This window comes from Pseudidiomarina sp. (assembly GCF_033722695.1).
Lineage (GTDB): Bacteria > Pseudomonadota > Gammaproteobacteria > Enterobacterales > Alteromonadaceae > Pseudidiomarina.
The window spans coordinates 1-26553 of sequence record NZ_JAWVYM010000008.1 but is presented as its reverse complement, the minus strand read 5'-3'; the positions used below and the strand labels follow the sequence as shown (position 1 = coordinate 26553).

The following is a 26553-nucleotide window of genomic DNA, read 5'->3' as shown; positions in this document are numbered from 1 at the left end:
CCTACTGCACAATAAATTCGGTGAACAGAACATCGTTAATCACCATTTCTTTGTCGCCGTAATACGGCTCACTGAGACTTTGCATAATGCTGCTTGCCAACGCCTTTTTGCCGTCCGACATCGCTATTTTTTCTGCTTCCTGACCGGATAACAGCACCAGCAGGCGGTTACGGACCTGCGGCATATTGCTGAGGATCGCCTGTTTCACCTTCTCATCAGGAACCTCGAGAGTCAGGCCGGTATACAGCAGCCGCGGACCGAACTGATCGCTCTTCAGGTTCACCGTAAAGGGCGAAATATTGACAAACACCGGTTCATATTCCTCGGCTTCTGCCGCTACTTCTTCGGCGCTACCTGCGGCTAAGGCGATATTGCGGGTATCCAGCAGTAGCCAGGTATTGCCAGCGCCTAATGCGATGGTTAAAAACAGTAAAATGTAGAGCACCAGATTGCTCTTATTCCCTGTAGCTTCCGGAGTGTCATTTTTACGTGCCATACATCACCTTCGTTAAAGTAACTTGATCAGGTCAGGCGTAGATATCGACCTGGCCCTGGTGTACTGAATCCCCGGCGGGGGAGGTTAAACTTGCTGAATCCGTTACTGGCGATCGGTCATTGCCTTTGGCAGACCATTGCATGCCCCGCTGTTGTTGCGGCGATTGCTGCGGCTGCTGTTGTTGGCTGCCCTGCTGGCCAACCTGCGAATCAGTTAGTTGAATTCCCTGACTCGCAAGGGCCTCACGCAGTTGAGGCATCGCCGTTTCTAAGGCACCGCGCACCTGATTGCTGTGCGTCAGAATATTTAGTTGAGCTGAGGTATCGTCCAGTTGCAGCTGCATCTGAATGGGGCCTAAATCGGCAGGATTCAGGCGCAAGGTAACCTGTTGCTGGTTATGCATAACCATCTGCACCATGTTTTGTTGTAGCTGGGTTTGCCAGGCCGGGCTGCCCACGGGCGCAGTTAATTGAGGCAGCGCTGCCGCTGGTATGGCTTGTGGGGCTGGCTGTGACGCAGCCGCCGCCGTGCTGCCGGCGACGGGCGCGTCTGTCATGATGATCTGAATACCATTCGCCGAAGTGTTGGTCAGCGGCTTAGGCGCAACCTCCGGCACTGAGGATCCGCGCAAGGTGGCGGTGGCGGAAGCCAGCTGGCTCACTACTGGTGCTGCAGGCTGCATGGTTTCGCGAAGCTCAGCAGTATTAGCCCGGCTATTAATCGTGGCTTGCGCCAGTTCCGCTGATTTAGCAGCTTGTTCAGGAGCCGCTGGCTGCGTCTGGGCCTGCGTCTGCGTCTGAACCTGAGCGCGAACCAGCGGCTCAACGGCAGTCGTTGCAGGTGCTGCGGTGCTAACTGCTGCTTCTTTAAAACCTGCTGGTGGCGTTGCCGCGGCATGGGCTACCGCTGGCTCGACCGGTGTTGCGATCGGTTGTTTTATGATGCCGTTGCCAGGTTGGATCAGTGGATGCGCTGTGACAGGTAGCGGCGATTCCAATACCGGTGACAGTGCTGCTGGCGGCACGGGTAACGCGTTAACATTGGCTGGTACCGGCAATGCGACCGTCTGGGCAAATATTGGCGGGCCCGGAGGCTGCTCCGGCAGGGTAATTAAGTCATCGCGCGATGCACCCTTAAAGGCTGTTGATGGCAGCAGACTGTGCTTGACCGGAGCTGCTTCCGGGGCCGGGGCTAGTGCAGCAAAAAGCGTGGCAAAAGCGCCTTCGGGCTGAGCTTCTGCACCGCCCTCTGGTGTGCGCATTTGTTGGTGCAGCAACTGACTGATCACGTTTACCTGAACCATGGTTAAAATCCTTCCTTCGCGAGTTGCAGTCGGCGAGCGTACATGGTGGTTGTCAATTCATCGGCTAATTTTTGTTCGCGCTGTTGCACTTGCTTACGGATAACGTGCTGCTGGCGCTCACCCAGGGTGGCAAAAGATTGCAGCCGTTGCTGTTTTTCAATCCACAGCTGCTGTACCTGGTCGGCTTTATCACTTTGCTGTTGCAGCGCCTGTTGCGCCTGCAGGATGGCGTGGTCGAGACTGCGTAGAAACTGCTGGTAGGTGGCAATAGTGGCCGGCGCCAGGCCGTTAAGCAACTGGCGCTGCAATTGCAACCGGTACTCGTGACGGTAGCCTTGCAGCGTCTGCAACTGGGCGGCGATTTTTTGTTTGTTCTGGCGCTCGCTGGCAAGCAGCCGGGCGGCATCGTTGCGAGCGCGTTCAGCCTGTTCAGTAAGCTGTGCTAAGGCGATAGTGTTCATTGCATCCCTCCAATGACATCGGTTAAGCCGCGCTGTGCGTCGTTAAAACTGGCGGTTTCGTGCATTTGCTGCTGCAGGTAGTGTTCAACCTGCGGAAATTTCTGCACCGCCTGGTCGAGCACCGGGTCGTGTCCCGGACTGTAGGCGCCAACGCTGATAAGGTCGCGGTTGCGCTGATAGACCGAAAAGAGCTTCTTCAGTTTCTGTGCCTGCTGCACCTGCTGCTGGCTGATTACTGACGGCATCACGCGGCTGATCGACGCTTCGATATCAATTGCCGGGTAATGACCCGACTCGGCCAGACCCCGGGATAACACCACATGGCCATCCAGAATTGCGCGGGTCGCATCGGCGATGGGATCCTGCTGGTCATCACCTTCGGTCAGCACCGTATAAAAAGCGGTGATTGAGCCGCCGCCGATAGCGCCGTTGCCCGCGCGCTCAACCAGGGCCGGTAATCGTGCAAACACACTTGGCGGATAACCTTTGGTGGCGGGCGGCTCACCGATAGCTAAAGCGATTTCGCGCTGCGCCATGGCAAAACGGGTCAGTGAATCCATAATCAGCAACACATGTTGGCCGCGATCCCGGAAATCTTCGGCCAGACGGGTAGCATAAGCGGCGCCTTGCAGCCGCTGCAGTGGCGATGAATCTGCCGGCGCTGCTACCACAACGGCTCGTTTCATGCCCTCTTCGCCCAGAATCTGATCAATAAATTCCTGTACTTCGCGGCCGCGCTCGCCAATCAGACCGACGACGATCACATCGGCCTTGGTAAAGCGGGCCATCATACCCAGCAGCACCGATTTACCAACGCCCGAGCCCGCGAACAAACCCATGCGCTGACCGCGACCAATCGTCAGTAAGCCGTTAATCGCGCGAATACCGACATCGATAGGGGTATCGATTGGCGCGCGCTGCATCGGATTAATAGCTTTGCCAGAGAGTTTGCCGTATTCCACTTCGCGCGGCAGCGGTTGCTGGTCAAGGGTACGACCACTACCGTCCAGTACCCGGCCCAGCAGTGCCGGGCCAAGCGGAAAGCGGCGGCTGTCGTCACCGGCCTCACTAATCGGCAGAACGCGAGCGCCTGGTGTTAAGCCCTGTACCTGCTCAAGGGGCATTAAAAAGGTTTTATCGCCGGCAAAGCCGACGACTTCGGCTTCAATAAGGGTATCGCTCTGCTGCTGCACTTCAATCACACAGGCACTGCCAACCGGTAGCTGCAAGCCAACGGCTTCCAGCACCATGCCGGTGGCGCGCACCAGCCGACCGCAGTGACGCCACTGCGGCAGCGCAACCAAGCGCTCACGCACACTGTTTAGCGCGGCCTGCCAATGTTCTGTGAGTTGCTCAGCACTATGCATGGCGTCCTCTTAACTGCTGAATTATGCGCTGCCAGCGGGTTTCCTGGCTTGCGTCCAGTTCGCCGGTAGCGCTGATCAGGCGGCATCCGCCGCGCTGCAAACGTTCGTCGGGCCGCAGCTTCCAACCCACTGTGGCCACTTCATTCTCTAACTGTTCAGCGACCAGTTTCAGATCTTCCGGGTGTAGTATTAACACCGGTTTCTCGGTCAGCATGGGCTCGGCGTGGAGCATCTCACGAACCAACGTCAGCACCGCCTCAGGTTGTGCATCCAGTGCTTCACCGGCCAGCTGGCGACCTACCGCCAGAGCCAGTTGAACAAGCTGTTCACTGACATTGTCATCCAACTGATGCAGCGCGCGGTCGACTTCCCCAATCAGACTGCCAAGCGGAGTCAGGGTTTGTGCCAGGGTTTCCTTTAATTCCTTATCGGCAGCAACACGACCTTCCTCAAGGCCTTTTTCGTAACCTTGTGCATAACCTTCTTCCTGGCCGCTTTTCAGGCCTTCCTGGTAGGCAGCCGCACGAGCCTCATTGCAAAGCTTGTGTAGCTCACTGTTAACCTGGAACTCGGCGGGTTGGTCCGTCTCGTTCACTGCGCTGGCAGCTAGCTTGCGCCCGAGAGGCTGCATCGACCAGCTCTGCCAGTTGCCATCGTTGGCCGAACTAGCTGTAGCAGCCGTGCTTGCACGCTGCTCCCGGGCAACTGAGAATGACTTAAACGAAGGCATCGTCACCACTTCCTAAGACAATTTCGCCACTATCAGCTAAGCGGCGAACCACCTGCAGTATGGCTTTCTGTTCAGTTTCAACCTGCGACACACGAATTGGGCCGCGGGTTTCCATTTCTTCACGAATAAGCTGCGCTGCACGCTGTGACATATTGCGCAGGAATTTCTCGACCAGAGCGTCGTCGGCGCCTTTGAGGGCGATAACCAGCGCTGAGGTTTCTATCTGACGCATCAGTACCTGAATACTGCGATCGTCCAACTCGAGCAGGTTCTCGAACAGGAACATCTCGTCGACGATTTTTTGTGCCAGCTCGTCGTTGTAGGCGCGGATGTTTTCCAGCGCCGTGTCTTCCTGGCCGGCGCTCAGCAGGTTAAGGATTTCAGCGGCGGTGCGAACACCACCCATTTTGCTGCGCTTGAGGTTCTGGCCATCGAGCATGCCGCCCAGTACTTCAGTTAATTCCTGCAGCGCCGCAGGCTGGACGCCGGTGAAGGTCGCTACCCGCAAGACCACATCATTGCGCAGGCGTTCGTCGAACAGTTCAAGCACACCTGCCGCTTGCGGGCGGTCAAGATGGATCAGAATAGTGGCAATAATCTGCGGGTGTTCATCGCGGATCATCTCGGCCACTTCCGGCACATCCATCATATTCAGGGCGTCGATGCCAACACTGCCAACCTTGTGCTCGAGCACGTCTTCAATCAGGCTGTTGGCACGGTCCTGGCCGAGGGCCCTGGTGAGCACCGAGCGGATATAATCATCGTATTTGTCGAGGGCCGGGGTGTCTGCGAGTTCCTGATGGAACTGTTCCAGTACCGTTTTGATGTCCTTATGCGAGACATCAGTGAGTTTCGTCATTTCTTTACTGATCTTCTGGATTTGCTGGGGCGCAAAGTGTTTAAACACCTCGGCGGCCGACTCTTCTTCCAGCATGAGCAACAACAGCGCGGCGCGGCGCAGGCCGGTCATGGTTCCAGAGCTTGCCGCTTGTTGATTAGAGATTGTCATCGTTATTTATCCAGTTCTGTAAGATTCGGGCCACCTGTTTCGGGTTATCCCGTGCTTGCTCCTGAGCTTTTTTCAGGCCTTTTTTGTAATTCGATTTGTTTTCTTTTTCAGGCCAGCGGAACGAACCATATTCCTCGTCCTCGTCTTCGTCGTCGATACTGCCGCCGGCACGCGGTGCACCGCGACTGCGGGCTGATTCGGTATCATCGCCATCGTCGCCTACCACCGCGCGTAAATTACCGCGGGCATTGTTCCTGGAGCCGCCACTGCCAGCACTTACTGATGAGCTAAAGCGATTTAGCAGTGGGCGCAACAGCCACAGGTAAAGCAACAGAATGCCAAGACCGGCCAGCAGATAACGGATGACCGACATCACTAATTGCTGAACGCCTTGTTGCTCCCACCAGGAGAGCTCTTCAACAGGTTCGGCCTGGTTAACGAACAGGCTGTTAATCACATCAAGCTGGTCGCCGCGAGCCTCGGTAAAACCCATGGCCTGGCGTACCAGCCGGGTAATATATTCCAGCTCTTCGTCGCTACGTTTGACGCGGGTAGCGATGCCGTCTTCACCGATGACTTCGCGGTGATTGACCACCACAGCTACGGAAAGGCGTTCCAGCTGGCCACGATGATGATCGACATGCTCAATGGTGCGATTCACTTCATAGTTAACAATCTGATCCTGCTGTATCGAGCGATTGGCAACATTATTTTCCGCAGTTTCTACTGCCGGCTCTGCACCGGGCTCGGCGGCAGTGACTTCGATGGGGGAGGCTTCCACGCCCGGCGGGGTATTGGTCAGCGCGCCGGGCACGCCCTGGGCGCCCATGCCGCTGCCCTGCATGGTTATATTGCGCTGGATGCTGCGAATGGCGGCGGTGTCGACATTCTGGTTCGGGGTATAGCTTTCAGCGGTGGCCTCACGCTTGGCGAAGTCGACGTGGGCAACAACCTGGGCCTGAATATTTGAGCGGCCAAGTATCGGTGTGAGGATGTTTTCAATGCGCTCCTGATATGACCGCTCGATCTGTCCGATATAGGTCAGCTTAGTACCGCTTAAAGCGTCTTCGCGGTTATTGTTCGACAGTAGATTGCCATACTGATCAACTACGGTGACGTGCTCGGTGGCCAGCTCCGGCACGCTGCTGGAAACCATATGGATAATGGCCTGGACCTGGCCGTCACCAAGCTGGCGCCCGGCGTGCAGCGTCAGTATGACCGAAGCCTTTGCGGGCTCCCGATCGCGCACGAACACAGAGGCTTTAGCCATGGCCAGGTGCACACGGGCGCGGGCTACCGGGCCGAGCGACTCCATCGAACTGGACAGTTCGCCTTCGAGGGCGCGCTGAAAGTTAACCTGCTCCGCGAACTGACTGATACCGAAGGCTTGGTTATCCATCAGCGAGAATCCGGCGTTACCGCCCTGAGGAAGCCCTTGTTCTGCCATGCTCAGACGCAGGCGATGCACCTGATCGCCGGGCACCATGATCGTACCTGCGCCGTTCAGCTGATAGGGCACCTGCTGGGCTTCCAGTTGATTAACAATACGACCGCCATCGGCCTCACTCAGGTTGCTATACAGAACCCGGTATTCCGGCGTGCTGGCCCACATGACCAGGGCAAAGACCAGACCAACGAATGCGGCACCGCCGATTAACAGGGGCACCAGATTGTTGTTCTTCAACTGCTGCAGCCACGAGGGCATGCCCGGCGCTGCGGTGCCGGTGCTTGCAGCAGGTTTTACGGTCTGAGTTGCTTCCATAATATTCTTTGGGTTCCGGATTCGTAAACAGGCGGATTTAGCTAGATGCCATTATGCGGGGGGAGGGGCAAGTCAAAGAGTGAAAAAGGGCACTTTTTTAGCGTTAATTAGATGCTTCGGATAGTGGACGCACTGCTAAAGTGTTGCCAATAAAAATATATCATATGTTTTGAAGGCGATTATATGAGCGTACCAGCGATACAGACTGCTCTGCAGCAAATGCAGGCATTACAGACTGAAGTTAAGGCCCAGCCTGCAGCAACAGGTCCCGTTCAGTCCGGCGGCTTTGCCCAAGAGTTAAAGAGTTCGATCGATAAAATTAATGCGCTGCAGCAGATCTCCGGCGAAAAAACCCGGGCGTTTCAGTTAGGGGATCCCAATGTAACCCTGAATGAAGTCATGGTGGATAAGCAGAAGGCATCTCTGGCTTTTGAGATGGGCGTGCAGGTGCGAAACCGCATGGTTAGTGCTTATAAAGAAATCATGGGCATGCAGGTTTAACAACTTAAGCCTGCTGCTGCAGCAACAATCCTTTTATCTCATCCAGGTGTTCAGCGATACGCAGCATTTCTTCTGACGGGATTTGCCGGATAACCTCGCCGGAATCCCGGCTCACCAGCTTGATCACGACTTTACCACCAGCCTGCTCGGATAAATCAAAGTGCAGGCCGTAATTCTCCATGACCTGATTGATGCGCTGCACCGGGCTGACGAGTTCCGCAGCTTTATATTGTTGTGGCTCGGCGGAGGATTTTGGCATGGGCAATTGCTGCAATACCCGCTCCATTCGCTGTCGTTCTGCGGCGGCATAAGCTGCTGGCCAGTTATTGTAGGACAACTCATTCATGGGGGTAGTCATGATTTTCGCCTCCTGAAGCGAAAAAAGGCAGCCCTTAAAATAAGGGCTGCCATGGGAATGACGGTGAATGCGTTACCGTCACGGAGATACCCGATTTTCTTAGCCCAGCAGTGACAGAACTGACTGTGGAGTCTGGTTCGCCTGTGCCAGAACTGAAGTACCAGCCTGTTGCAGGATGTTGGCACGCGTCATGTTGCTGACTTCGGCCGCGTAATCAGCATCTTCGATGCGTGAGCGGGCCGCTGACAGATTAGTCGAAGTCGTTGCCAGATTGTCTACGACAGAGTCAAATCGGTTCAGAGTCGCACCTAAAGTAGAACGAGCAGTATCAATAGTTGTGATAGCGGCATCAACGCTGTCGATAGCAAGCTGAGCGTTCGCGGCAGTGTCAACCGCCAATGCGTTGACACCCAGAGTCGCTGAGGTTGCATCTACGGTGGCGACGGCGATTGAATCGTTAGCGGTAGTGCCAGCGCCAACCTGGATTTGCAGCGAAGCCGCTGCGTTCAGTAGGCTTGTGCCGTTAAAGTTGTTGCTACCCGCGATACGGTCAATTTCAGCTACCCGTTGAGTGATCTCAGTTGCGATAGACGTTCTGTCTGCGGCCGAGTTAGTATCACTCGCAGCCTGTACGGCCAGTTCACGAATGCGTTGTAGGTTATCGTTGACCTGGTTCAGACCGCCTTCCATGGTTTGCACCAAAGAGATACCGTCGTTAGCGTTACGAGAAGCCTGGTTCATACCCGTGACTTGAGCGGTCATGCGGTTAGCAATCGCCTGGCCAGCGGCATCATCTTTGGCACTGTTAATACGCAGGCCAGATGACAGACGCTCCATCGAAGTTTGCAGTGCAGACTGCGACTTTGACAGGTTGTTCTGACCAATCATCGCGGTGATATTTGTGTTTATAACTGACATAGTCTTTATCCTTCTGTTTCCGAAAATTGGCTGCCGGTTGTGGCCTCCGTCCTGACTAGTTATCGGTGCGTAGAAAAAAACCTTTAGAAAATTTTTTTGATAGCAGGTATTTTGCTACGCATGCCTATATACATGCCGGCAAACATTAAAGAAGCATAAACGTCAGCCGATAAGGACATTGCGCGATAATAAAAGCTCGCCACGAGGGAAATAAGAGTGAGTGAACCCGAAATCGAATTCAGTCCGGTTAACAACCCGATAGAGTTAGCGACTTATTATGAGGCGCTGAGTCAGCCGGGTGTGGCCTCGCTACAGGTTGCCAACGGGGGTGGTAAGGAACACCCTGTGGTTTTGCTGGAGCAGGAAGAGCGCGATTATCTGCTGTTTGATCTGAGCGCCATTCGTGATCTTGCGCCGCAGTTAAGGCGCGGCGTTACATTTACTTTGCATGGTTATACGCCTGGTGGTCTGGTCAAATCCAACCCCATGACCATGCGCGAGCTAATCAACGCCGACGGGCGCTTGCTTGCCTATGCAGACTGGCCATTGGAGATTCATGTTAAACAGCGGCGGGCGAGTTTCCGGGCTTCTCTGCGTCTGGGAATGGACGTCGGAGTGCTTCTGCACAGTGACGATGAAGAGACACAGGATAAGATTGAGCTGCAGGGTGATTTAAAAGACTTGTCCGCCACCGGCTGTCTGGCGGAGTTCTTTATGCAGGATGGTGTGTCCCGCGTGTTGCCGGATCTGGATACGGAAATTCAGCTATTTTTCCCCAATGGCGTCAGGTTTGCGGTTGCAGCGAAAGTCCGCCATTTAAAAACGGATAACGACCGCCAGGTGCTTGCGGTTGGTTTTGAGTTTCCGGAGATTGGCCCGGCGAAAGAGAAAGAATTATGGAATTTTGTCCGCGAGATAGAGCGTGAGGCTAGCCGCAGCGCTGGCGAAGGCGGCAATAAGTCGCCGTCCGAATTATTTCAGGTAAAAGATGAAAATGACCAGCGCCTGGGCCGACGTCACGGTCATCAGTATGCGACTCCAATGGCTCGCAGGCTGGCGCGCATAGCGGGTTATCTTGACAGCCAGATGGTGATATTAAAGCAGGGCCAACCGGTAAACTCGCATCAGTTGTCGCTGCATGCGGATCGCCTGCTTGACATGCTCGATGATTCACGCGAAGAAACATTATTTGCTGTTCATTGTATTCACCGGGAGTCGCGCTGGATTCGTCACGGGTTATCTGTTGCGGTGCGGCTGGCAGATATCCTGAGTACGGTTAAAATTCCCCGGGAAGTGCGTAAGGCAGTAACAGCGGCAGCTATGGTGCACGATTTGGGTAAGGGTATGACGGCTCCTGAAATATGGCGAGCAGTGACGTTAAGTACCGAAGTCTACAAAGAGATGCAAGCTCATGTTCCGAATATTCTCGGCACCCTCGATAACTGTAAATGGTTGTCACCCGTGGTGCGGACTAATGTGATCGGGCAAATTAATGAACGCCTGGATGGCAGCGGCTATCCGGATGGCGCGCGCGATAACGGGCTGGGGCAACTGGCACGAGCTGCGGCCGTGGTTGATGTGCTTGATGCCTTGCAGCGCGCCCGGCCAGATCGCCCGGCTATGACTGCCATCGCTGCGCATAAATTTATTCAGGCGCGCAGCGAGCAGTTTGATGAGGTATGGATTGATCGTTATATCCGTCACTTCGGGCCGGTGCCTATTGGTAGCCTGCTGCGTTTTGATAGTGGCCAGTTTGCCTGGGTGGTCGGCTTGGACCGGGACAAAAAAATTGCGCGGGTGCGGGTATCGCCGCATCGGTTAGCGCCTGACTCGAAGCTTGGCGAACCGCTGGAAGGCTCAGCTTTGCGTGAGCTGGGAAAAATAAAAGATATTGTTGTGCCGGAGCACTAAAGTTGTTCCGGGTTTGGCCGATAGATGAAAATAAGCGGTGTTTAACCGGCTATTATCGGTTTTGATTTACCTGCGTTCAGGCAAACTGAACCGACGTAAAAAAGGAAGGAAACTATGGCAGCGATTGCCGCACTCGGGGTTGGCTCCGGACTGGATTTAAACGGTTTACTCAGGCAGCTTGAATCTGCTGAACGCCAGCGCCTGCAACCTATTACACTCCAGAAACGTAGCTTCGAAGCGAAAATTTCGGCTTATGGGAAGCTGGAAGGTGCGCTGTCGCAGTTTCAGGATGCGGTGAAGAAGCTTGGCGAAGCAGAAACTTTCGGCGCGACTACCAGCAGTGTCAGCGGTGACGCGGTGCAGGCAGCGGCTTCTAATGCCGCAGCAAAAGGCTCTTATTCAGTAAGCGTGAGCCAGCTGGCGCGCGGTTACAGCATTGCCACCAACGGCATTGCTGATAAAACGGCGCAGCTTGGCGCAGGCTCTGTAGACTTTGTGCTTGGTGATGGCACAACCCACAGCATCACTATTGCCGATGGGTCCAGTTCGTTAGAGTCGATTAAAAATGCGATCAACAGTCAGCAAACCGATATTCAGGCGTCGATTGTCAATGATGGTTCAGGCACTCCCAACCGGCTGGTTTTCAGTTCGATAGCAACTGGCACAGACAAAGCGATTAGTTCGCTTACTTACAGCGGAGCTCTGGCCACCAACCTGACTACCGATGCCGCGACCGAAGTCACCGCGCGCAATGCCACAATGTCGGTGAACGGTATTACCGTCACCAGCCAGACCAACCAGGTCGCCGGTGCCATCGAAAGTGTAACCCTCAGCCTTACTAAAGTAGGCGATGCCACCGTAACCGTTAGCCGGGATCAGGAAGCCATAACCGGGGCGATTAACGAATTTGTTGAAGCCTACAATAATATTGAAAAGACCATGGGCGAGCTCAGCAGTTTTAACGCTGAAACCGGCGCCGCAGGTCAATTGCTCGGAGATAGCGGCTTGCGCTCGATACAGGGTAAATTGCGAACCGCGCTCAGTGACAGCGTTCCCGAGACTCTCCTGAATAACCTGTCTGAACTGGGCATTACCAAAGCGCTGGACGGCAAACTTGCCGTGGACAGCGATAAGCTGAGTAAATTAACCAGCGAGCAGTTGGGTGACGTTCAGGACTTCTTTTCAGGAACTGCTACCGTCGAAGGCTTTGCGGCAAAAACACTTACCGCCGTGGAACAACTGCTGGGCGACAGCGGGCCTATTACCACCGGAACCGATGGTTTCAAAAGTATGCTCTCCCGGTTAGATGATCGTTACATTCGCGAAGAAGAGCGTATCGCGGGAACTATTGATCGATACCGGACGCAGTTCGCTCAGCTCGACAGCCTGATCGCGAGTATGAACTCAACCAGTTCTTATCTGACTCAGCAGTTTGCGGCCCTTGATGCGCAGCTGGGTCGGAAATAACAGGAGATAAGACGATGTATGGAATGAAAGGTGCTGCAGCATATGGGCGGGTCGGCGTAGAGAGTCATGTGCTTTCCGCTAGCCCGCATAAACTCATAAATATGCTGTTCGACGGCGCTTTACGGCAAATCAGCGCAGCGCGCTTACATATGTCGGAAGGCCGCATAGAACAAAAAGCAAAAGCCATCAGCAAAGCACTGGATATCGTGAATCAGGGCCTGGCAGCAGCGTTAGATAAGAAACAGGGCGGTGAACTGGCGGAACAATTAGACGCACTATATGCCTACGTAGCTGGTCTGTTGTTGAAAGCCAATTTGCGCAATGACGACGCTTTACTTAAAGAAGCCGGTGATTTACTCGGCCAGATCGGATCGGCCTGGAAAGAAATTCAGCCCGAGGCCGAAGGGATTTAAGCGTGGCGGCGCAAACTCTGAAACAACAATATGTTATGTCCCCAATGGAGGTAATTATGTCCTATCAGACGCTACTGGATTATTCGAACCGGATGCTGGCCAGTGTGCGCAATGAGGACTGGGATACCCTGATCCAAGCGGAAGTTGATTACGTCCGTGAGGTTGAGCGTATTAGTCATGGCGAATCGGGTGTAGCGCTGGATGAAGAGCAGCAGCTACAGAAACTACAATTATTAAGCACCATCATGGATCAGGACCGCGAAATTCGCGAGCGGCTCATCGCGCGCCGTACCTTGTTGGAGCAGACCTTGCTCAGCGCGCAGAAGAAGCAAAAGCTTGAGCATAGCTATCGCAATTGAGCAGCATAACGCCGTTACTGGATACGCTGGTTCATCAGGTGATGAAACAGCGTAGCTCGGCAGAGCCGTTACCCAGACATACCCTGCCGGTACAACAAATTTTACCCACTGCGACCACTACCGAGTTTAGCCAGGCCGGCCAGCAAGTGGCTCGCCTGATCGCAATTATTCAGAGCTTACAACAGCAAATTCCTGCTTCAAACTTACCTAAGGGGGCCGCTCATGTGCAGGGTGGTCAGCCGTTATTTCCCGCCGCCGCAGAGCTTGATGCCGCTAAATTGGCTGGGCGCCTGAGCCAGGCGGTACGGGAATCCGGACTCTTTTACGAAAACGCCCTGAGCCGCTGGGCCGCCGATAAACTGCCCCTAACTAACCTGCTGCGGCATCCCCAGGCCCGGCAAACAGCCCAACAAAACCAACCCATTCTCGGGCAGCAGCTTGAACTGATGCAGTCGGGCACGTTGCGCTTAGAAACCGAGATCTGGCCACAGGTTATTTTGCAGATGTTGGTGCAACCCGAACGCAATCCGCTGATTAAACGCTGGCGCGAACAACAGGGGCCGGATGAGCAGGAGGCGCCCGCCTGGCAAAGTGAGTTTAAGCTTCAACTACCTACCCTTGGCGAGCTGCGGGCCCAGTTAAAAATCAGGTCGGCTAACCTCGAGCTGCGCTTGCAGTGCCAGCCGGAGCATCTGACTCATGTTAGAGAGCAAGTTGATGAGCTTGCTATGCGGTTGCGAGGCCAGGTGGGTGTTGTGATCGCCGATATACCGGTCACGGCAATTCCGGTGGAGATGAATGAATGAGCGATGCATTTAAGCCCCCCAAACGCGCTGTTGCGCTGCGTTATCAGGAATTTGAACCGGCCCCGAAGGTGATTGCCACCGGTCAGGGCGAGCTCGCCGAGCGAATTCTGGCGAAAGCGGCCGAGCATGGCATCTTTGTCCACCATTCACCTGAACTTGTCGATCTTTTATCGCAATTAGACCTTGACGAATACGTACCGCAAATGCTTTGGGAGATTGTTGCAGAGTTGTTATTATGGGCTGGCGGGCTAGATGGGACCGCCCGAGAATAGGCATGCGAGCACTCAAGATGAACATTTTATAAACACTGCTGTATATAAAACATTCGATTTAAAAAATACTTTTCTGCTTGACCCTTTGTGTAAAAATTTGTTAAAAGTTCCGTACTGAATCATTGGTTTTTTTAATACTTCCGGAACCACATCACTTATGCAGCAAAGTCGAAATATTGCCGAATTGCAGGATCTAAACCTGAGTTATTTACTGCTGGTTCAAAAGCTGTTGCTGGAAGATCGCGAAACCGCCGTGTTTCGCCTGAAAATTGATGATGACTTAGCCGATTTGATCGCCGACATGTCGATTAAAGATCTGTCCCTGTTGGCCAGGCAACCTCATAGCCTGCTGCGGCCAAGCCTTGGCCCGGTAGACCAGCTTCGGGCAATTTTAAGTAATAAGCGCGACACCGGCTTGCAGGAAACGCACCTTGCCATGTTGTTAGCCTCTGCGTGAAACAAAGCCAGTGAAAAAACTTCTCGACGAACTTAACCAGGTCCAGTTAGCTATCGAGCTTATCGAGCTCGGGGCACGGCTGCAGGTGCTGGAGTCAGAAGTCGAGTTGAACCGGGGGCGCTTAGTCCGGTTATATAAAGAGGTTTCGGGTAAGTCGCCGCCAAAAGGCATGCTGCCGTTTTCCACGGACTGGTTTCTTACCTGGATGCCAAATGTCCACTCATCGTTTTTTTATACCATCTACGTTCGCCTGCGCGAAGGGCAGAAGATGGAGCGGATGCAGGCTTTTATTAAAGCCTACCGGTTATACCAGGAGCATATTCAGCTAAAGGGTGATGAAGAGGTACTGGCGCTGACCAGAGCCTGGACGCTGGTCAGATTTTTTGAAAGCAATATGTTCCAGTTGTCCGCCTGCAATTCATGCAAGCTAGAGTTTGTGAACCATGCCCATACGCCCGATGCTGATTATGTTTGCGGTGTATGCCAGCCGCCGTCGCGGGCCGGCAAACCATTAAAGACCACCCGTAAAAACATCGGCAAAACCGCTTAAGTTGCCGCTCCCCCTGCCGATAACCAGCTATAGAATAACTCCAATAGATAAAGGATGTTCTTGTGCTCATTCCGCTCGGCTTTTTAATCGTACTATTTTCCGTATTCGGTGGTTTTGCGCTGGCCGGCGGAAGCCTGGGTCCGCTGTTTCAGCCGCTGGAATTTTTGATCATTGGTGGCGCTGGCCTGGGGGCCTTTGTCGCGGCAAACAACGGTAAAGCGATAAAAGCGACCATGAAGTCGCTGAAGAAATTTAAGGCGTCATCAAAATATGACAACGATACCTACCTCGAGTTGCTCGCCGTAATCTACAAACTACTGAATAAAATGCGCCGCGACGGCATGCTGGCGGTGGAGCGGGATATAGAAGCACCGGCCGAAAGCAGTATTTTTAATGAACATCCTCAGGTACTCAATGATGAGCTGATGCTCAACTTTATCGTTGATTATCTGCGGCTTATGATCAGTGGCAACATGAACCCTCAGGAGCTCGACGAGCTCATGCTCCACGAAATTGAAACCTTTGAAGCCGAAGCGGAAATTCCCGCAGATGCACTGACTAAAGTCGGTGATGCTATGCCAGCTTTCGGCATTGTCGCGGCGGTATTAGGGGTGGTACGGGCGTTGAGTTCAGCCAGTGCTGACCCCTCGGCGATGGGCGTAATGATTGCCCACGCTCTGGTCGGGACCTTCCTCGGTATCCTGATGGGCTACGGTTTTATTAATCCGGTTGCCAGCCGCATAGAAAGGCAAATCGCCGTAATGGCGAAGACCATGCAGTGTATTCGCGTGACATTGCTGGCAAGCATGCACGGCTATGCCCCGCAACTGGCGGTCGAATTTGGTCGCAAGGCCCTGCATACGGCAGAGCGGCCAACCTTTAACGAACTGGAAGACTATGTTCGCGGCGCTAAAGCGGAAGCGTAATTATGTCCGATGATAAACGCCCGATAATTATCCGTCGCAAAAAAATCATCAAGAAGCATCATGGTGGTAGCTGGAAGATTGCTCTCGCTGATTTTATGACGGCGCTCATGGCGTTATTTCTGGTGATGTGGATTCTGTCGATTTCCAGTGAAGAGAGTAAACAACAAGTCGCTGATTACTTCAGCACACCGCTGATGGTTGCACTAACTAGTGGTGATAAATCATCGGCGAGTACCAGCGCGATTAAAGGCGGTGGTGACGATCCCTCTCACGCGAAAGGTGAGCAGATGCGCATTGATCTGCGGCGGCAGACGCGACCATCAGATGTACGCCGTCACTTTCAGGGTATACAGGAACGTATTAAGCGGGCAGTTGAGGACGACCCCATTCTACGCGAACTGGCGGAGCAATTGCGTTTTGATATTACCCGCGAAGGGCTGCGCATCCAGGTGGTTGATTCAGAGCAGCGGCCAATGTTTGAGCTAGGCAGTGACAAAGTCGCGTCGTACATGGATCGCCTGTTGCGCACCCTGACACCGATTATCAATGAAGTGCCTAACGAGATTACTTTAAGTGGGCATACCGATAGCTTGCCCTATGCCGGCGGCGAGCGCGGCTACAGCAATTGGGAACTATCCGCTGACCGCGCCAACGCTTCGCGTAAAGTTATGCTGGACGCGGGTCTTGATTCGAGCAAGCTGTTGTTGGTCACTGGGGTCGCCGATCGCATTCCCATGGAAGGTGTTGAGTCAGATGACCCGATGAACCGCCGCATTACATTGGTTCTCCATACGCGGGAATCAGCTGAATTCATTAAACGCCAGGGCTATTTCCCGCAAGATCAGGCTGAATACGAAGCACTGATCCGCTCTCAGCTTGAACAGGAAGGCAATTTTACCGATCAGCAACCACTGAAATAGCGGGTACAAACCCGCCTTTTCTCCCCTTCAACACCATTTGTGTTTCGGCATACTAAGCAGCACAGTCCAGTAGTGTCGCTTTTAACCCGGAACCCAGATGGCAGAAGACCAAAGCAGCGATCAGGAGAAAACTGAAGAACCCACGGCCCGACGATTACAAAAGTCCCGGGAAGAGGGTGAGGTGGCGCGATCCCGTGAGCTGACCACCTTCGTGCTGCTGTTTGGTGGCATTATTGTGTTATGGGGCATGAGCTCTTCCCTCTACCAGGAGATTGGTGGGGTGATGGAGCAGGCCTTCCTGTTTGAACGCACCCAAATCTTCGAGTCCGGGCCGATGCTGCAGAATATTCTGGAGCTGGCCAGCCACGCATTATTTTCGCTGTTACCCCTGTTTACCGTTATGGTCGTGCTCGCCCTGGTTGCGCCTGCCTTGCTGGGCGGCTGGGTAGCTTCAGCGAAATCAATGCAACCAAAACTGAGTAAGCTTAATCCGGTCAAAGGGCTAAAGCGGGTATTTTCCGCCCAGGCATTAGCCGAACTTGGCAAAGCAATTGCTAAATCAGTGCTGGTTGGAGGGGTACTGGTGTTGTTTCTCTGGCAGCAGAAGACAACCTTCATGGCGCTTATGCACATGCCGGTTAAGCAGGCTCTGGGCGAGGCCGTCGCGCTGGCAGCCGAGGCCTGCCTGTGGATGGTGCTGACCCTGATTGTGGTCGTGCTGTTTGACGTTCCCTATCAGCTATTTACCCATACGAAAAAACTACGTATGAGCAAAGAGGAAATTAAGCGCGAGAACAAGGAAACCGAGGGTGACCCCTACATTAAGGGTAAGATCCGGCAGCAGCAGCAGGAAATGGCGCGCCGTCGCATGATGAGCGATGTGCCCACCGCCGATGTCATTGTAACCAACCCGAGCCGTTACGCCGTCGCGCTTAAATATGATGAGCAAGGAAACGGAGCGCCCCGGGTTGTTGCCAAGGGTGTTGAACAGGTCGCGGCGAAGATTCGGGAAATCGGAGATACCCATAAGATACCGCGGCTGGAAGCGCCGCCGCTGGCACGCGCGCTCTACACCTACGTTGAATTAGGTCGGGAAATCCCGGGGCCGCTGTATAGCGCGGTTGCCGAAGTGCTAGCCTGGGCGTTTCAGTTAAAGCGCTCCCAGCAGGGCCTGACGGAAGTGCCACCCAAGCCGGCGCAGATTAGCGTGCCGGACGATTACGAGGTGCCTGCCCGATGAATATGGATTGGCGAATGGTCGCAGGGGGTATTACCAGTGCCCGGATGCAGGTATTAGTCGGGCCGGTACTGATCCTGATGATTTTGGCGATGATGGTGCTGCCGTTACCGCCGTTTATGCTGGATTTTCTGTTTACCTTCAACATCGCCTTATCGTTAATGGTCTTGCTGGTGGCCATGTTCACCGAAAAACCCCTCGAATTTGCGGCTTTCCCTGCGGTATTGCTGTTTACCACCTTGTTGCGTCTGTCGCTGAACGTCGCTTCAACGCGGGTTGTGCTAATGGAAGGGCATGAGGGCGGCGACGCGGCTGGTAAAGTGATCGAAGCCTTCGGTCAGTTCCTGGTCGGGGGTAATTTTGCCGTTGGTATCGTGGTGTTCCTGATCCTGGTCATTATCAACTTTATGGTCATCACCAAGGGTGCCGGGCGGATCGCCGAAGTCGGTGCGCGCTTTACCCTTGATGCTATGCCGGGTAAGCAGATGGCCATTGACGCGGATCTCAACGCCGGCCTGATTGGCGAAGAAGAAGCTCGCCGGCGCCGGACGGAAGTTGCACAGGAAGCTGAATTTTATGGCTCGATGGATGGTGCCAGTAAATTCGTACGGGGTGATGCGGTCGCAGGTTTGATCATTATGGTGGTGAACATCATCGGCGGTTTGATGATAGGTACGATGCAACACGGACTAAGTTTTGGTTCGGCCGCACATACCTACATCTTGCTCGCCATCGGTGATGGCCTGGTCGCACAGATCCCGGCCCTAATTATCTCCACAGCGGCCGGTGTTACGGTGTCGCGGGTGAACACTGAGCAGGATGTTGGTCAGCAGCTGATCAAGCAGCTGTTTGTGAGCCCCAAAGTGCTGATGCTGGCGGCTGGCGTTATCGGCATGTTGGGCCTGGTGCCTGGCATGCCGAACTTTGTCTTTCTGCTGTTCACTGTCATGCTGGGGTCGCTTGCCTGGGTTATGCACCAGCGCCAGCAACGCGAAGTCGCGCTGGCCGGCGCTTCCGAGCCTGCGGCCGCCGCACCGAGTTTCAGTTCGCCTGAAGCCAGCTGGCACGACGTGCAACTGGTCGACACCCTGGGTATGGAAGTGGGGCACCGGCTTATCTCGCTGGTTGACGATCAGCAGCAGGGTGAATTACTGGGCCGCATCAAAAGCGTCCGTAAAAAGTTCGCCCAGGAAGTGGGCTTTCTGCCCCCGGTGGTGCATATTCGCGACAACCTGGAATTACCCCCTAACGCCTATTCGATAACCCTGAAGGGCGGTGAAGTGGGTCGCGCCGAGATACATCCTGATCGCTGGCTGGCGATTAATCCAGGGCAGCTCACCGGCACCGTCGAAGGCATCGAAACAACCGACCCTGCATTTGGCTTACCAGCCCTGTGGATTCAGTCGGATCAGCGTGAGCATGCGCAGATTTACGGCTATACCGTAGTGGATGCCAGTACCGTGGTGGCCACTCACCTGAATCATCTGTTGCAGCGCTATTCTTCCGATCTGCTGGGTCGTGGCGAAGTACAGCAGCTGGTGGATCGCCTGGCCGAAGATAATAAAACCCTGGTTGAGGATGTGGTGCCCAAATGCGTCACCCTTACGACATTGCAGCGGGTGCTGCAGAACCTGTTGGCCGAAGATGTATCGATTCGCGATTTACGCACTATTTTTGATACGCTGGCAGAATCTGAGGGGCAACAGACTGATGTGCATGACCTGACGGCCCGCGTGCGTCTGGCGTTGGGCCGGATTATCACGCAGAAATGGTTTGGCAGTGCGCGTGAGCTGCAGGTGATTGGTCTCGACATGCAACTGGAATCCATGCTGAGCCAGGCGCTACAGCAGAACGGCTCAATCGAGCCGGGTCTGGCGCAGACCCTGCAAGAGCAAACGCAACAGGCGTTGCAGCGCGCGGAGACCCTTGGTATGCCACCAGTGATGGTGGTGCCCCATCAGTTGCGGCCGCTGTTAGCTCATTTCTTGCGCCGCCAACTCAGTGATTTAGTGGTATTATCTCAGGCCGAAATTCCCGATGATCGATCAATCAAGGTGGTTAGCGTGATTGGAGAATCAGCATGAGCGTTCGCCGTTTCACCGGCACTACCCAGCGTGAGGCGATGCGCCAGGTGCGTGATAGTCTGGGCGAGGACGCGGTTATTGTTTCGTCGCGTAAAACAGCTCAGGGGGCGGAAGTATTTGCGATCGCCGAAGCCGAGCTGGACGCGGTGGGCACTGATACACCTGCCAGAGCTCAGGCTAATGGTAACGCCCCTGAATTTGCCGCGCTGGCCCAGCAGTTGCTGGCAGAAGTGCAGGATATGCGCTCGATGATGCACGAGCAAACCGGCACTAAGATGCCAATTGATAATCGCCGGCGCCTTTATCGGAAGCTGCGTGCCGGTGGTTACAGCGATGAACTTGCCCGCCAGCTAGTGGCCTTGTTACCGGGCCACCTGAATCAATCGGAAACGCAATTTGCCGCCGCGCTGGACTGGTTGCAACAGCAGCTCATTACGCGCATCGCGGCACCTGACGCTGAGCTGGACATTCTCAATCAGCAGGGGGTACTGGCGCTGGTGGGGCCAACGGGCGTGGGCAAAACCACTACTACCGCTAAGCTGGCCGCAAATTATGTGATGAAGCACGGTAACGACAACCTGTTACTGGTTACTACTGATAGTTACCGTATCGGCGCTCAGCAACAGCTGGCGATATATGCCGAACTGCTTGATGTGCAGATGCACGCGCTTGCCGATGGCGACTCGCTGGCGGCCGTGGCCGACAAGATCAAGGGCAAACGTCTGGTGCTGGTTGATACGGTAGGAATGAGCCAGCGCGATCAGAATCTGGCGCGACGACTGGCGGCGCTGCGCAGCAACAAGCGCGATGACAGTACCCGTATCATGCTGCTGCTGAACAGTGCTTCACAGCAGCAAAACCTGGATGAAGTAGCCCGGATTTACCAAGGTATCGCCAGCGAAAGCGCGTTGCGTATCAATGACGTTATTCTGACCAAGCTGGATGAAGCGGCACAACTGGGCGGCGTACTGGATACCGTGATTCGGTATAAATTTGCCGTGCAGGCTTGCTCCGGTGGACAGCGCGTTCCCGAAGATCTGGTTGCCGCGGATTTGCGTACCATGGTTAGTGAGTCGCTAGCTGTCGCGGAAACAGAATCTGTTTACAGCGGCGATGACTGGGAACAGCAGCTACCACAGAATTTTTCATCCGGCCAACTGTTCAGCCATAGCCGGGTCATTCGTTCAGTGGTCGAAACACTGCGTAAGCAAGTACCCGGATTCGGGCTTGTGGAGAGTGTATGGCGGCACCAGCAATTACCGCAGCCGGAATCAGATCCGCACCAGGGCTGCGCGCTCATTCGCTGGGCCGCACCCCAGGCACTGCAAGGCTGGCAGCAGCTTACGCCGCACCTGCAATTAAGTCAGTCAGGTCTGCCAGTACTGCCGCCGTATTTACAAAGTGCAGAAGTAAATCTCACAATTGGGGCGGATAGTGCGCCGGCACAGCTATTCGATTATTTACCCGAGGCTGCGTTACTCGATGTCTTTGATCAGGAAGGCACCGGTTGGCTCGCGACCCTTAACCTCAATCACCGTTTGCTGGTAGAGGGTAAGCGGCTGCCGGTGGTTGCCATAGTAAAGGAGCAGGCGGTGCCGTTATCGCGCGCTCGAATCGAGTATCGTGGCGAGCGCCGCGAACTTGTGGTTAAGGTTGCCGCGGTTGATTCGTTGCAGAGCAAGCACCCGCTCCAGTTGGTGTATGGTGAATTACATGGTGGCACCAATAAGAACCCGGTGCAGCGCCGCTACTGGTTAGTAGACGGGCAGTGTTCGGCAGAGCAATTGGGTGAGCGCATCCGGTACGCATTACAGCTGGAAGAATATGGTCGCCTGACGCGGTTGGCCTGGCAACAGCTGGATAAGCTCATTGCTCCGCAGGATGAGCAGGCACAGCGCCAGGCACTACAGTTATGGCTGGCCGGCGCTATTGCCGCCGCGGCAGTGCATATCGAATATGCTCAGGCACCTGAGTGTGCCAGCGTTCGCGGTGAACTGCTGAGCCTTACCGGTAAGCGCGGACGCGTTCAGGGCGATAAACTGGTCAGCGGTATACTGCATGCGTTGCAGGGTTATGAGTCGTTACAGGCCGCCGGACGGGAGCTAGCAAGTTAAGTGATGTGTTATGAGTGACCAAGCCGCCGGCTTGCGTCAGTGGGCCGCTAAGCGCACTGACGGTAGCGACAGTACTGAGCATGATAAGCCGCGTGTCTTAGCAGGCAAGTGCGTGGTGGTGCTAGGCCTCCCGGGCAGCGAGCAGCCGCAGACCGAGCTTGCCAGCCAGGTGTTTAAGCGTTGGGCTGAAGGGGGCAAGAAATGGGTCGGGGATCCGGCTTCCTGGCAAATGATTCCTGCCTCGCCCGACCACGATAATTTGGCTGATTTGGCGCAAAGGCATCAGCGCTGGGCCGTTTGGATTGCTGATGATATTAATGGTTTTTACCGTGCGTACCAGGCCCTGAAGGCGATTGGCACCGCTGGTCCGCGCCGCGTCATTGCGCTGCACCCGCCGATTGCCTCGCGGCAAGGGTTACTGAGTAACCTGCAGCAGGTTGCCCGCAGCTATCTGGGCATTGAGTTGTTGTTATTTAAAGGCTGAAGAGCTGAGGAATTATGTATACAGCACAAGGCACCATAAACCGTAACAGTCTGGTTGAACAGTATTATCCGATGGTGCGCCGGCAGGCGCTCAGCCTGCGCGTGCGCCTGCCGGCGGGCGTTGATATGGACGACCTGATTCAGGCGGGGCTTGAAGGCCTGCTGTCGTCGATCGACCGGTTTGACCCGGAGGCCGGTGTCGCTTTTTCAACCTTTGCTCATCAACGCGTGCGCGGCGCCATGATCGATGAATTACGCAGTCGTGACTGGATCCCTCGGAGCGTTCGCCGCAGCGGGCGGGAGCTAGAGCTGGCTATGCGTCGCCTCGAACAGCAGCTCGGGCGCAGTCCGGAAGAACGTGAAATCGCGACGGAACTGGATATGACCCTTGATGAGTACCAGCAGTTACTGCAGGATACCAACAATGGTCTGGTCTTGTCCTACGACGAAGTCGTATTGGCCCAACCCAACGCTGAAACCTATGCCGACAGCGATGATCCTGACCAGCTGGTTGGCTCGGCACAACTCAAACAACAGCTGATGACTGCTATTGACGGCTTACCGGAGCGCGAGAAACTCGTGATGACGCTGTACTACCAGGAAGAGCTAAACCTGAAAGAGATCGGCGCGGTACTTGATGTCACGGAATCACGGGTTTCACAGCTGCATTCGCAGGCGATCAAGCGTATTCGTTCCCGGCTGGTCTCCCCAAAACAAGCCGGTTAGCCCCGCCTTTGTTCAATTTAATCGAGTAAAAGTGTCTAAAATATCCGTTATCTTTCTGCTGAGTCGATAGTTAAGCTGTATCCACATTAACTCAGATAGCAGCAGGATAAACCTCATGTCGCTTAAACTTCAGATTATAATTTGCAGTACCCGGCCGGGACGGGTTGGTCCAAAAATCGCACGCTGGTTTCATGACGTTGCCTCCGAACTGGGTTATTTTGAAACTGAGCTGGTTGATTTGGCAGACTTTAACCTCCCTGTATATGATGAGCCCAATCATCCCCGCATGCAGCAATATCAGCATGATCATACCAAAACCTGGGCAGCCACTGTGGCTAAAGCTGATGCGTATGTGTTCGTCACCCCTGAGTATAATTTTGGACCGCCGCCAGCGTTGGTGAATGCACTCAACTATCTGTACAACGAATGGAATTACAAGCCTTGTGGCTTCGTCAGTTATGGTGGAGTATCCGGCGGGCTGCGCTCAGCCCAGAGCGCCAAGCAGCTAGTCACCACCCTGAAGATGATGCCGATGGTAGAGGGTGTCATGGTGCAGATGCCTTGGGAGCTGCTCGATGATGCGCAACATTTTGCTGGCGCTGAAGTTCATAAGCAGTCAGCTAAAGCGATGCTTGAAGAAATGGCTAAATGGGCCGACGCTTTGAAGGTGATGCGTTAACTGTGGCGGCAAGTGCGCGGAATTAAATTACTTGCCGATACAGAAAGAGCCGAAAATCTTGCTCAGCAGGTCATCAGAGGTGAATTCGCCGGTGATTTCATTGAGGTGCTGCTGAGTCAGGCGCAATTCTTCAGCGAGAAGTTCGCCGGCCAGACTGGATTCAAGGTGTTCCTGCCCTGACAGCAGATGCTGACGGGCTTTTTCCAGCGCATCCAGATGGCGGCGGCGAGCCATAAAGCTACCCTCGCTGGTGGCCTGGTAGCCCACGCAATGTTTCAGGTGTTCGCGCAGCAAATCCACGCCATGGCCAGTTTTGGCGGACAGGTGCAATACCGGAATGCCGCCATGATCTTCCAGCGCCACGGACTCTGAATTGAGATCGACTTTATTACGGATAACAGTATAAGGCAGGTCTTCCGGCAGTTGCGCAAAAAACTCCGGCCAGATATCAGCGGGGTGGATGGCATCCGTTTCAGTGGCATCAACCATAAAGAGCACGCGATCGGCAGCGAAGATCTCATCCCAGGCGCGCTGGATGCCAATCTGTTCGACTTCATCAGGACTATCCCGCAAACCAGCGGTGTCAATGATATGCAGTGGCATCCCGTCAATCTGAATATGCTCACGCAGTACATCACGGGTCGTGCCGGCGATAGCGGTAACGATTGCCGACTCGCGTCCGGCCAGGGCGTTTAACAGGCTTGATTTACCAGCATTGGGGCGACCGGCGATAACGACTTTCATGCCTTCGCGAAGCAAGGTGCCTTGCCGGGCTTGCACCAGCACTTCATAAAGGCGATCGATGATGGCTTCAAGGTCGCCGGCAACCTTACCGTCACTCAGAAAGTCGATTTCTTCGTCTGGAAAATCAATGGCTGCTTCCACATACATGCGTAAATGAATAACGGCGTCGACAAGTTGGTCGATTTCATGCGAGAAACCGCCCTGTAAGCTCTGTAGCGCTGCTTTTGCCGCTTGCTCTGAGGTTGTATCGATTAAATCAGCAATCGCCTCTGCCTGCGTTAAATCAAGCTTATCGTTGAGAAAGGCGCGCTCGCTGAATTCCCCGGGACGCGCGGGACGCACATCGGGAAAGTCCAGCACCGCTTTGATGATCATATCAATCAGAACGGGACCGCCATGCCCCTGCAGTTCAAGCACGTCTTCACCGGTAAATGAATTGGGGCCGGCAAAAAACAGCGCAATGCCCTCATCAAGTAATTCACCGTTCAGATCACGGAAGGGCAGGTATTCGGCTTTGCGGGGTGGCGGACAGTGGCCGAGCAAGCGCTCAGCCACCTGTTTGGCGGCAGGTCCGCTGACCCGGACAATACCGACCCCGCCGCGCCCTGGAGGCGTGGCTTGGGCGACGATAGTGTCGTTAGTCAGCAGATCATCGATCATTTCTTCTTTTTACGCTCCATGATGCCTTTTTTCTCGAGGCCACGGTAAATCCACTGCATTTGTCCGATGGTGATCAGGTTGCTGCTTAACCAGTACAGTACCAGACCAGCCGGGAACCACAGGAAGAACACGGTAAAGATAACCGGCATATATTGCAGTAGTTTCTGTTGCATAGGATCCGTAGCCGGCGTGGGCTGCAGACGCTGCATCAGGAACATCGAAGCACCCATCAGCAACGGCAGTATGTAGTACGGATCTTTAGCCGACAAATCTTCAATCCACAGGAACAGCGGCGCATGGCGTAGTTCAACGCTTTCCAGCAGAACCCAATATAAAGCAAGGAAGATAGGTAACTGCAGGATCATCGGCAGACAGCCGCCCAGCGGGTTTACTTTTTCTTCTTTGTAGAGCTTCATCATCGCCTGTGACATCTTCTGGCGATCGTCACCGTAGCGCTCGCGTAGGGCAGTCATCTTCGGCTGAATCATGCGCATCTTTGCCATGGATACGTATTGCGCTTTGGTCAGCGGATACAGCAGCAGCTTGATCACTATGGTGACGGCGATAATCGCCAGACCCCAGTTCACCAGCACGCTTTGAAGAATTTGCAGCAGCTTAAAGATCGGCTGGGCCAGCCACCAGAGGAAGCCGTAATCGACCGTCAGATCAAGGTCTTCGGCAACGGCCGCCATCGCATCTTGATCTTTTGGACCGATAAACAGGGTAGAGCGGATTTCGGCTGAGGCACCGGGTGCGACCATGGTCACCGGATATTGCATGCCCATAATCGCCTGATCGCCGCCGATTACACGGGAATAGAGCTGTTTAGTACCATCAACG

Annotated in this window: 28 protein-coding genes; 17 read left to right on the top strand and 11 right to left on the bottom strand. The window is 54.5% G+C overall.

Going from position 1 to position 26553, the window contains the following annotated elements:
* Position 1: 1 nt before the first annotated feature.
* From fliL to fliF, 7 genes are read right to left on the bottom strand one after another with little or no spacing between them, the layout of a single operon-like run.
* The gene (gene fliL, locus R3196_RS04820; protein ID WP_318935524.1) at positions 2-496 is read right to left on the bottom strand and encodes a flagellar basal body-associated protein FliL; all 495 of its coding nucleotides are present in this window, start codon (positions 494-496) and stop codon (positions 2-4) included.
* Between the two features lie 31 nt (positions 497-527).
* Positions 528-1799: a flagellar hook-length control protein FliK gene (locus R3196_RS04815; RefSeq protein ID WP_318935523.1), complete on the bottom strand. Its 1272-nt coding sequence runs from the start codon at positions 1797-1799 to the stop codon at positions 528-530.
* A 2-nt stretch (positions 1800-1801) separates the two neighbouring features.
* Positions 1802-2260: a flagellar export protein FliJ gene (fliJ, locus tag R3196_RS04810; protein WP_318935522.1), complete on the bottom strand. Its 459-nt coding sequence runs from the start codon at positions 2258-2260 to the stop codon at positions 1802-1804.
* Entirely contained in the window at positions 2257-3627 is a 1371-nt protein-coding gene (fliI, locus tag R3196_RS04805; protein ID WP_318935521.1) for a flagellar protein export ATPase FliI, read from the bottom strand. Before fliI ends, fliJ begins: the two co-directional genes overlap by 4 nt.
* Positions 3620-4357: a flagellar assembly protein FliH gene (locus R3196_RS04800; protein WP_318935520.1), complete on the bottom strand. Its 738-nt coding sequence runs from the start codon at positions 4355-4357 to the stop codon at positions 3620-3622. Before R3196_RS04800 ends, fliI begins: the two co-directional genes overlap by 8 nt.
* Positions 4344-5366 carry a flagellar motor switch protein FliG gene (gene fliG, locus R3196_RS04795; RefSeq protein WP_318935519.1) on the bottom strand — a complete coding sequence of 341 codons (1023 nt, stop codon included), beginning with the start codon at positions 5364-5366 and terminating at the stop codon, positions 4344-4346. The genes R3196_RS04800 and fliG overlap by 14 nt, the downstream gene beginning before the upstream one ends.
* A complete protein-coding gene (gene fliF / locus R3196_RS04790; protein ID WP_318935518.1) occupies positions 5353-7128 on the bottom strand; it encodes a flagellar basal-body MS-ring/collar protein FliF in 1776 nt (591 codons plus the stop codon). Before fliF ends, fliG begins: the two co-directional genes overlap by 14 nt.
* 183 nt (positions 7129-7311) lie before the next feature.
* Here fliF and fliE point away from each other — a divergent pair, with 183 nt between their 5' ends.
* Positions 7312-7629 (top strand): flagellar hook-basal body complex protein FliE, encoded by a 318-nt coding sequence (gene fliE / locus R3196_RS04785; RefSeq protein WP_318935517.1) that lies wholly within the window; start codon positions 7312-7314, stop codon positions 7627-7629.
* A gap of 4 nt (positions 7630-7633) precedes the next feature.
* On the opposite strand, the gene R3196_RS04780 is transcribed toward fliE, so the two are convergent.
* Positions 7634-7987, bottom strand: coding sequence for a flagellar protein FlaG (locus R3196_RS04780; RefSeq protein ID WP_318935516.1), 354 nt, complete (start codon positions 7985-7987; stop codon positions 7634-7636).
* A 99-nt stretch (positions 7988-8086) separates the two neighbouring features.
* Positions 8087-8905, bottom strand: a complete 819-nt coding sequence (locus tag R3196_RS04775; protein ID WP_318935515.1) for a flagellin — start codon at positions 8903-8905, stop codon at positions 8087-8089.
* 216 nt (positions 8906-9121) lie between these two features.
* On the opposite strand from R3196_RS04775, the gene R3196_RS04770 reads away from it, so the two are divergent.
* From R3196_RS04770 to R3196_RS04695, 16 genes are all read left to right on the top strand, one after another.
* Positions 9122-10816 (top strand): HD domain-containing phosphohydrolase, encoded by a 1695-nt coding sequence (locus R3196_RS04770; protein WP_318935514.1) that lies wholly within the window; start codon positions 9122-9124, stop codon positions 10814-10816.
* 114 nt (positions 10817-10930) lie between these two features.
* Positions 10931-12283: a flagellar filament capping protein FliD gene (gene fliD / locus R3196_RS04765; protein ID WP_318935513.1), complete on the top strand. Its 1353-nt coding sequence runs from the start codon at positions 10931-10933 to the stop codon at positions 12281-12283.
* Positions 12284-12297: 14 nt separating this feature from the next.
* The gene (gene fliS / locus R3196_RS04760) at positions 12298-12696 is read left to right on the top strand and encodes a flagellar export chaperone FliS (protein ID WP_318935512.1); all 399 of its coding nucleotides are present in this window, start codon (positions 12298-12300) and stop codon (positions 12694-12696) included.
* 56 nt (positions 12697-12752) lie between these two features.
* A complete protein-coding gene (locus R3196_RS04755; RefSeq protein ID WP_318935511.1) occupies positions 12753-13055 on the top strand; it encodes a flagellar protein FliT in 303 nt (100 codons plus the stop codon).
* Positions 13052-13861 (top strand): hypothetical protein, encoded by an 810-nt coding sequence (locus tag R3196_RS04750; protein WP_318935510.1) that lies wholly within the window; start codon positions 13052-13054, stop codon positions 13859-13861. The genes R3196_RS04755 and R3196_RS04750 overlap by 4 nt, the downstream gene beginning before the upstream one ends.
* On the top strand, positions 13858-14133 hold the full coding sequence (locus tag R3196_RS04745; protein WP_318935509.1) for an EscU/YscU/HrcU family type III secretion system export apparatus switch protein: 276 nt from the start codon (positions 13858-13860) through the stop codon (positions 14131-14133). Before R3196_RS04750 ends, R3196_RS04745 begins: the two co-directional genes overlap by 4 nt.
* A 157-nt stretch (positions 14134-14290) precedes the next feature.
* Positions 14291-14590: a flagellar transcriptional regulator FlhD gene (locus tag R3196_RS04740; RefSeq protein WP_318935508.1), complete on the top strand. Its 300-nt coding sequence runs from the start codon at positions 14291-14293 to the stop codon at positions 14588-14590.
* Between the two features lie 10 nt (positions 14591-14600).
* Complete coding sequence (flhC, locus tag R3196_RS04735) at positions 14601-15140, top strand: flagellar transcriptional regulator FlhC (RefSeq protein ID WP_318935507.1); 540 nt, start codon at positions 14601-14603, stop codon at positions 15138-15140.
* A 62-nt stretch (positions 15141-15202) separates the two neighbouring features.
* On the top strand, positions 15203-16066 hold the full coding sequence (gene motA / locus R3196_RS04730; RefSeq protein ID WP_318935506.1) for a flagellar motor stator protein MotA: 864 nt from the start codon (positions 15203-15205) through the stop codon (positions 16064-16066).
* Positions 16067-16068: 2 nt separating this feature from the next.
* Positions 16069-16986 carry a flagellar motor protein MotB gene (gene motB / locus R3196_RS04725; protein WP_318935505.1) on the top strand — a complete coding sequence of 306 codons (918 nt, stop codon included), beginning with the start codon at positions 16069-16071 and terminating at the stop codon, positions 16984-16986.
* Between the two features lie 97 nt (positions 16987-17083).
* Positions 17084-18226, top strand: coding sequence for a flagellar biosynthesis protein FlhB (gene flhB, locus R3196_RS04720; protein WP_318935504.1), 1143 nt, complete (start codon positions 17084-17086; stop codon positions 18224-18226).
* Positions 18227-18228: 2 nt separating this feature from the next.
* The gene (flhA, locus tag R3196_RS04715) at positions 18229-20307 is read left to right on the top strand and encodes a flagellar biosynthesis protein FlhA (protein WP_413242899.1); all 2079 of its coding nucleotides are present in this window, start codon (positions 18229-18231) and stop codon (positions 20305-20307) included.
* Entirely contained in the window at positions 20304-22421 is a 2118-nt protein-coding gene (gene flhF / locus R3196_RS04710) for a flagellar biosynthesis protein FlhF (RefSeq protein WP_318935502.1), read from the top strand. Before flhA ends, flhF begins: the two co-directional genes overlap by 4 nt.
* 10 nt (positions 22422-22431) lie before the next feature.
* On the top strand, positions 22432-22905 hold the full coding sequence (locus R3196_RS04705) for a hypothetical protein (RefSeq protein WP_318935501.1): 474 nt from the start codon (positions 22432-22434) through the stop codon (positions 22903-22905).
* A 14-nt stretch (positions 22906-22919) separates the two neighbouring features.
* Positions 22920-23630, top strand: coding sequence for an RNA polymerase sigma factor FliA (locus R3196_RS04700; RefSeq protein WP_318935500.1), 711 nt, complete (start codon positions 22920-22922; stop codon positions 23628-23630).
* A gap of 115 nt (positions 23631-23745) precedes the next feature.
* Positions 23746-24309 carry an NAD(P)H-dependent oxidoreductase gene (locus R3196_RS04695; RefSeq protein ID WP_318935499.1) on the top strand — a complete coding sequence of 188 codons (564 nt, stop codon included), beginning with the start codon at positions 23746-23748 and terminating at the stop codon, positions 24307-24309.
* 27 nt (positions 24310-24336) lie between these two features.
* Here R3196_RS04695 and mnmE read toward each other — a convergent pair whose 3' ends face one another.
* Both mnmE and yidC read right to left on the bottom strand, forming a co-directional pair.
* Positions 24337-25713, bottom strand: coding sequence for a tRNA uridine-5-carboxymethylaminomethyl(34) synthesis GTPase MnmE (gene mnmE / locus R3196_RS04690; protein WP_318935498.1), 1377 nt, complete (start codon positions 25711-25713; stop codon positions 24337-24339).
* The coding region (yidC, locus tag R3196_RS04685) for a membrane protein insertase YidC (RefSeq protein WP_318935497.1) at positions 25710-26553 on the bottom strand (844 nt) is incomplete at its 5' end. The genes yidC and mnmE, both read right to left, overlap by 4 nt.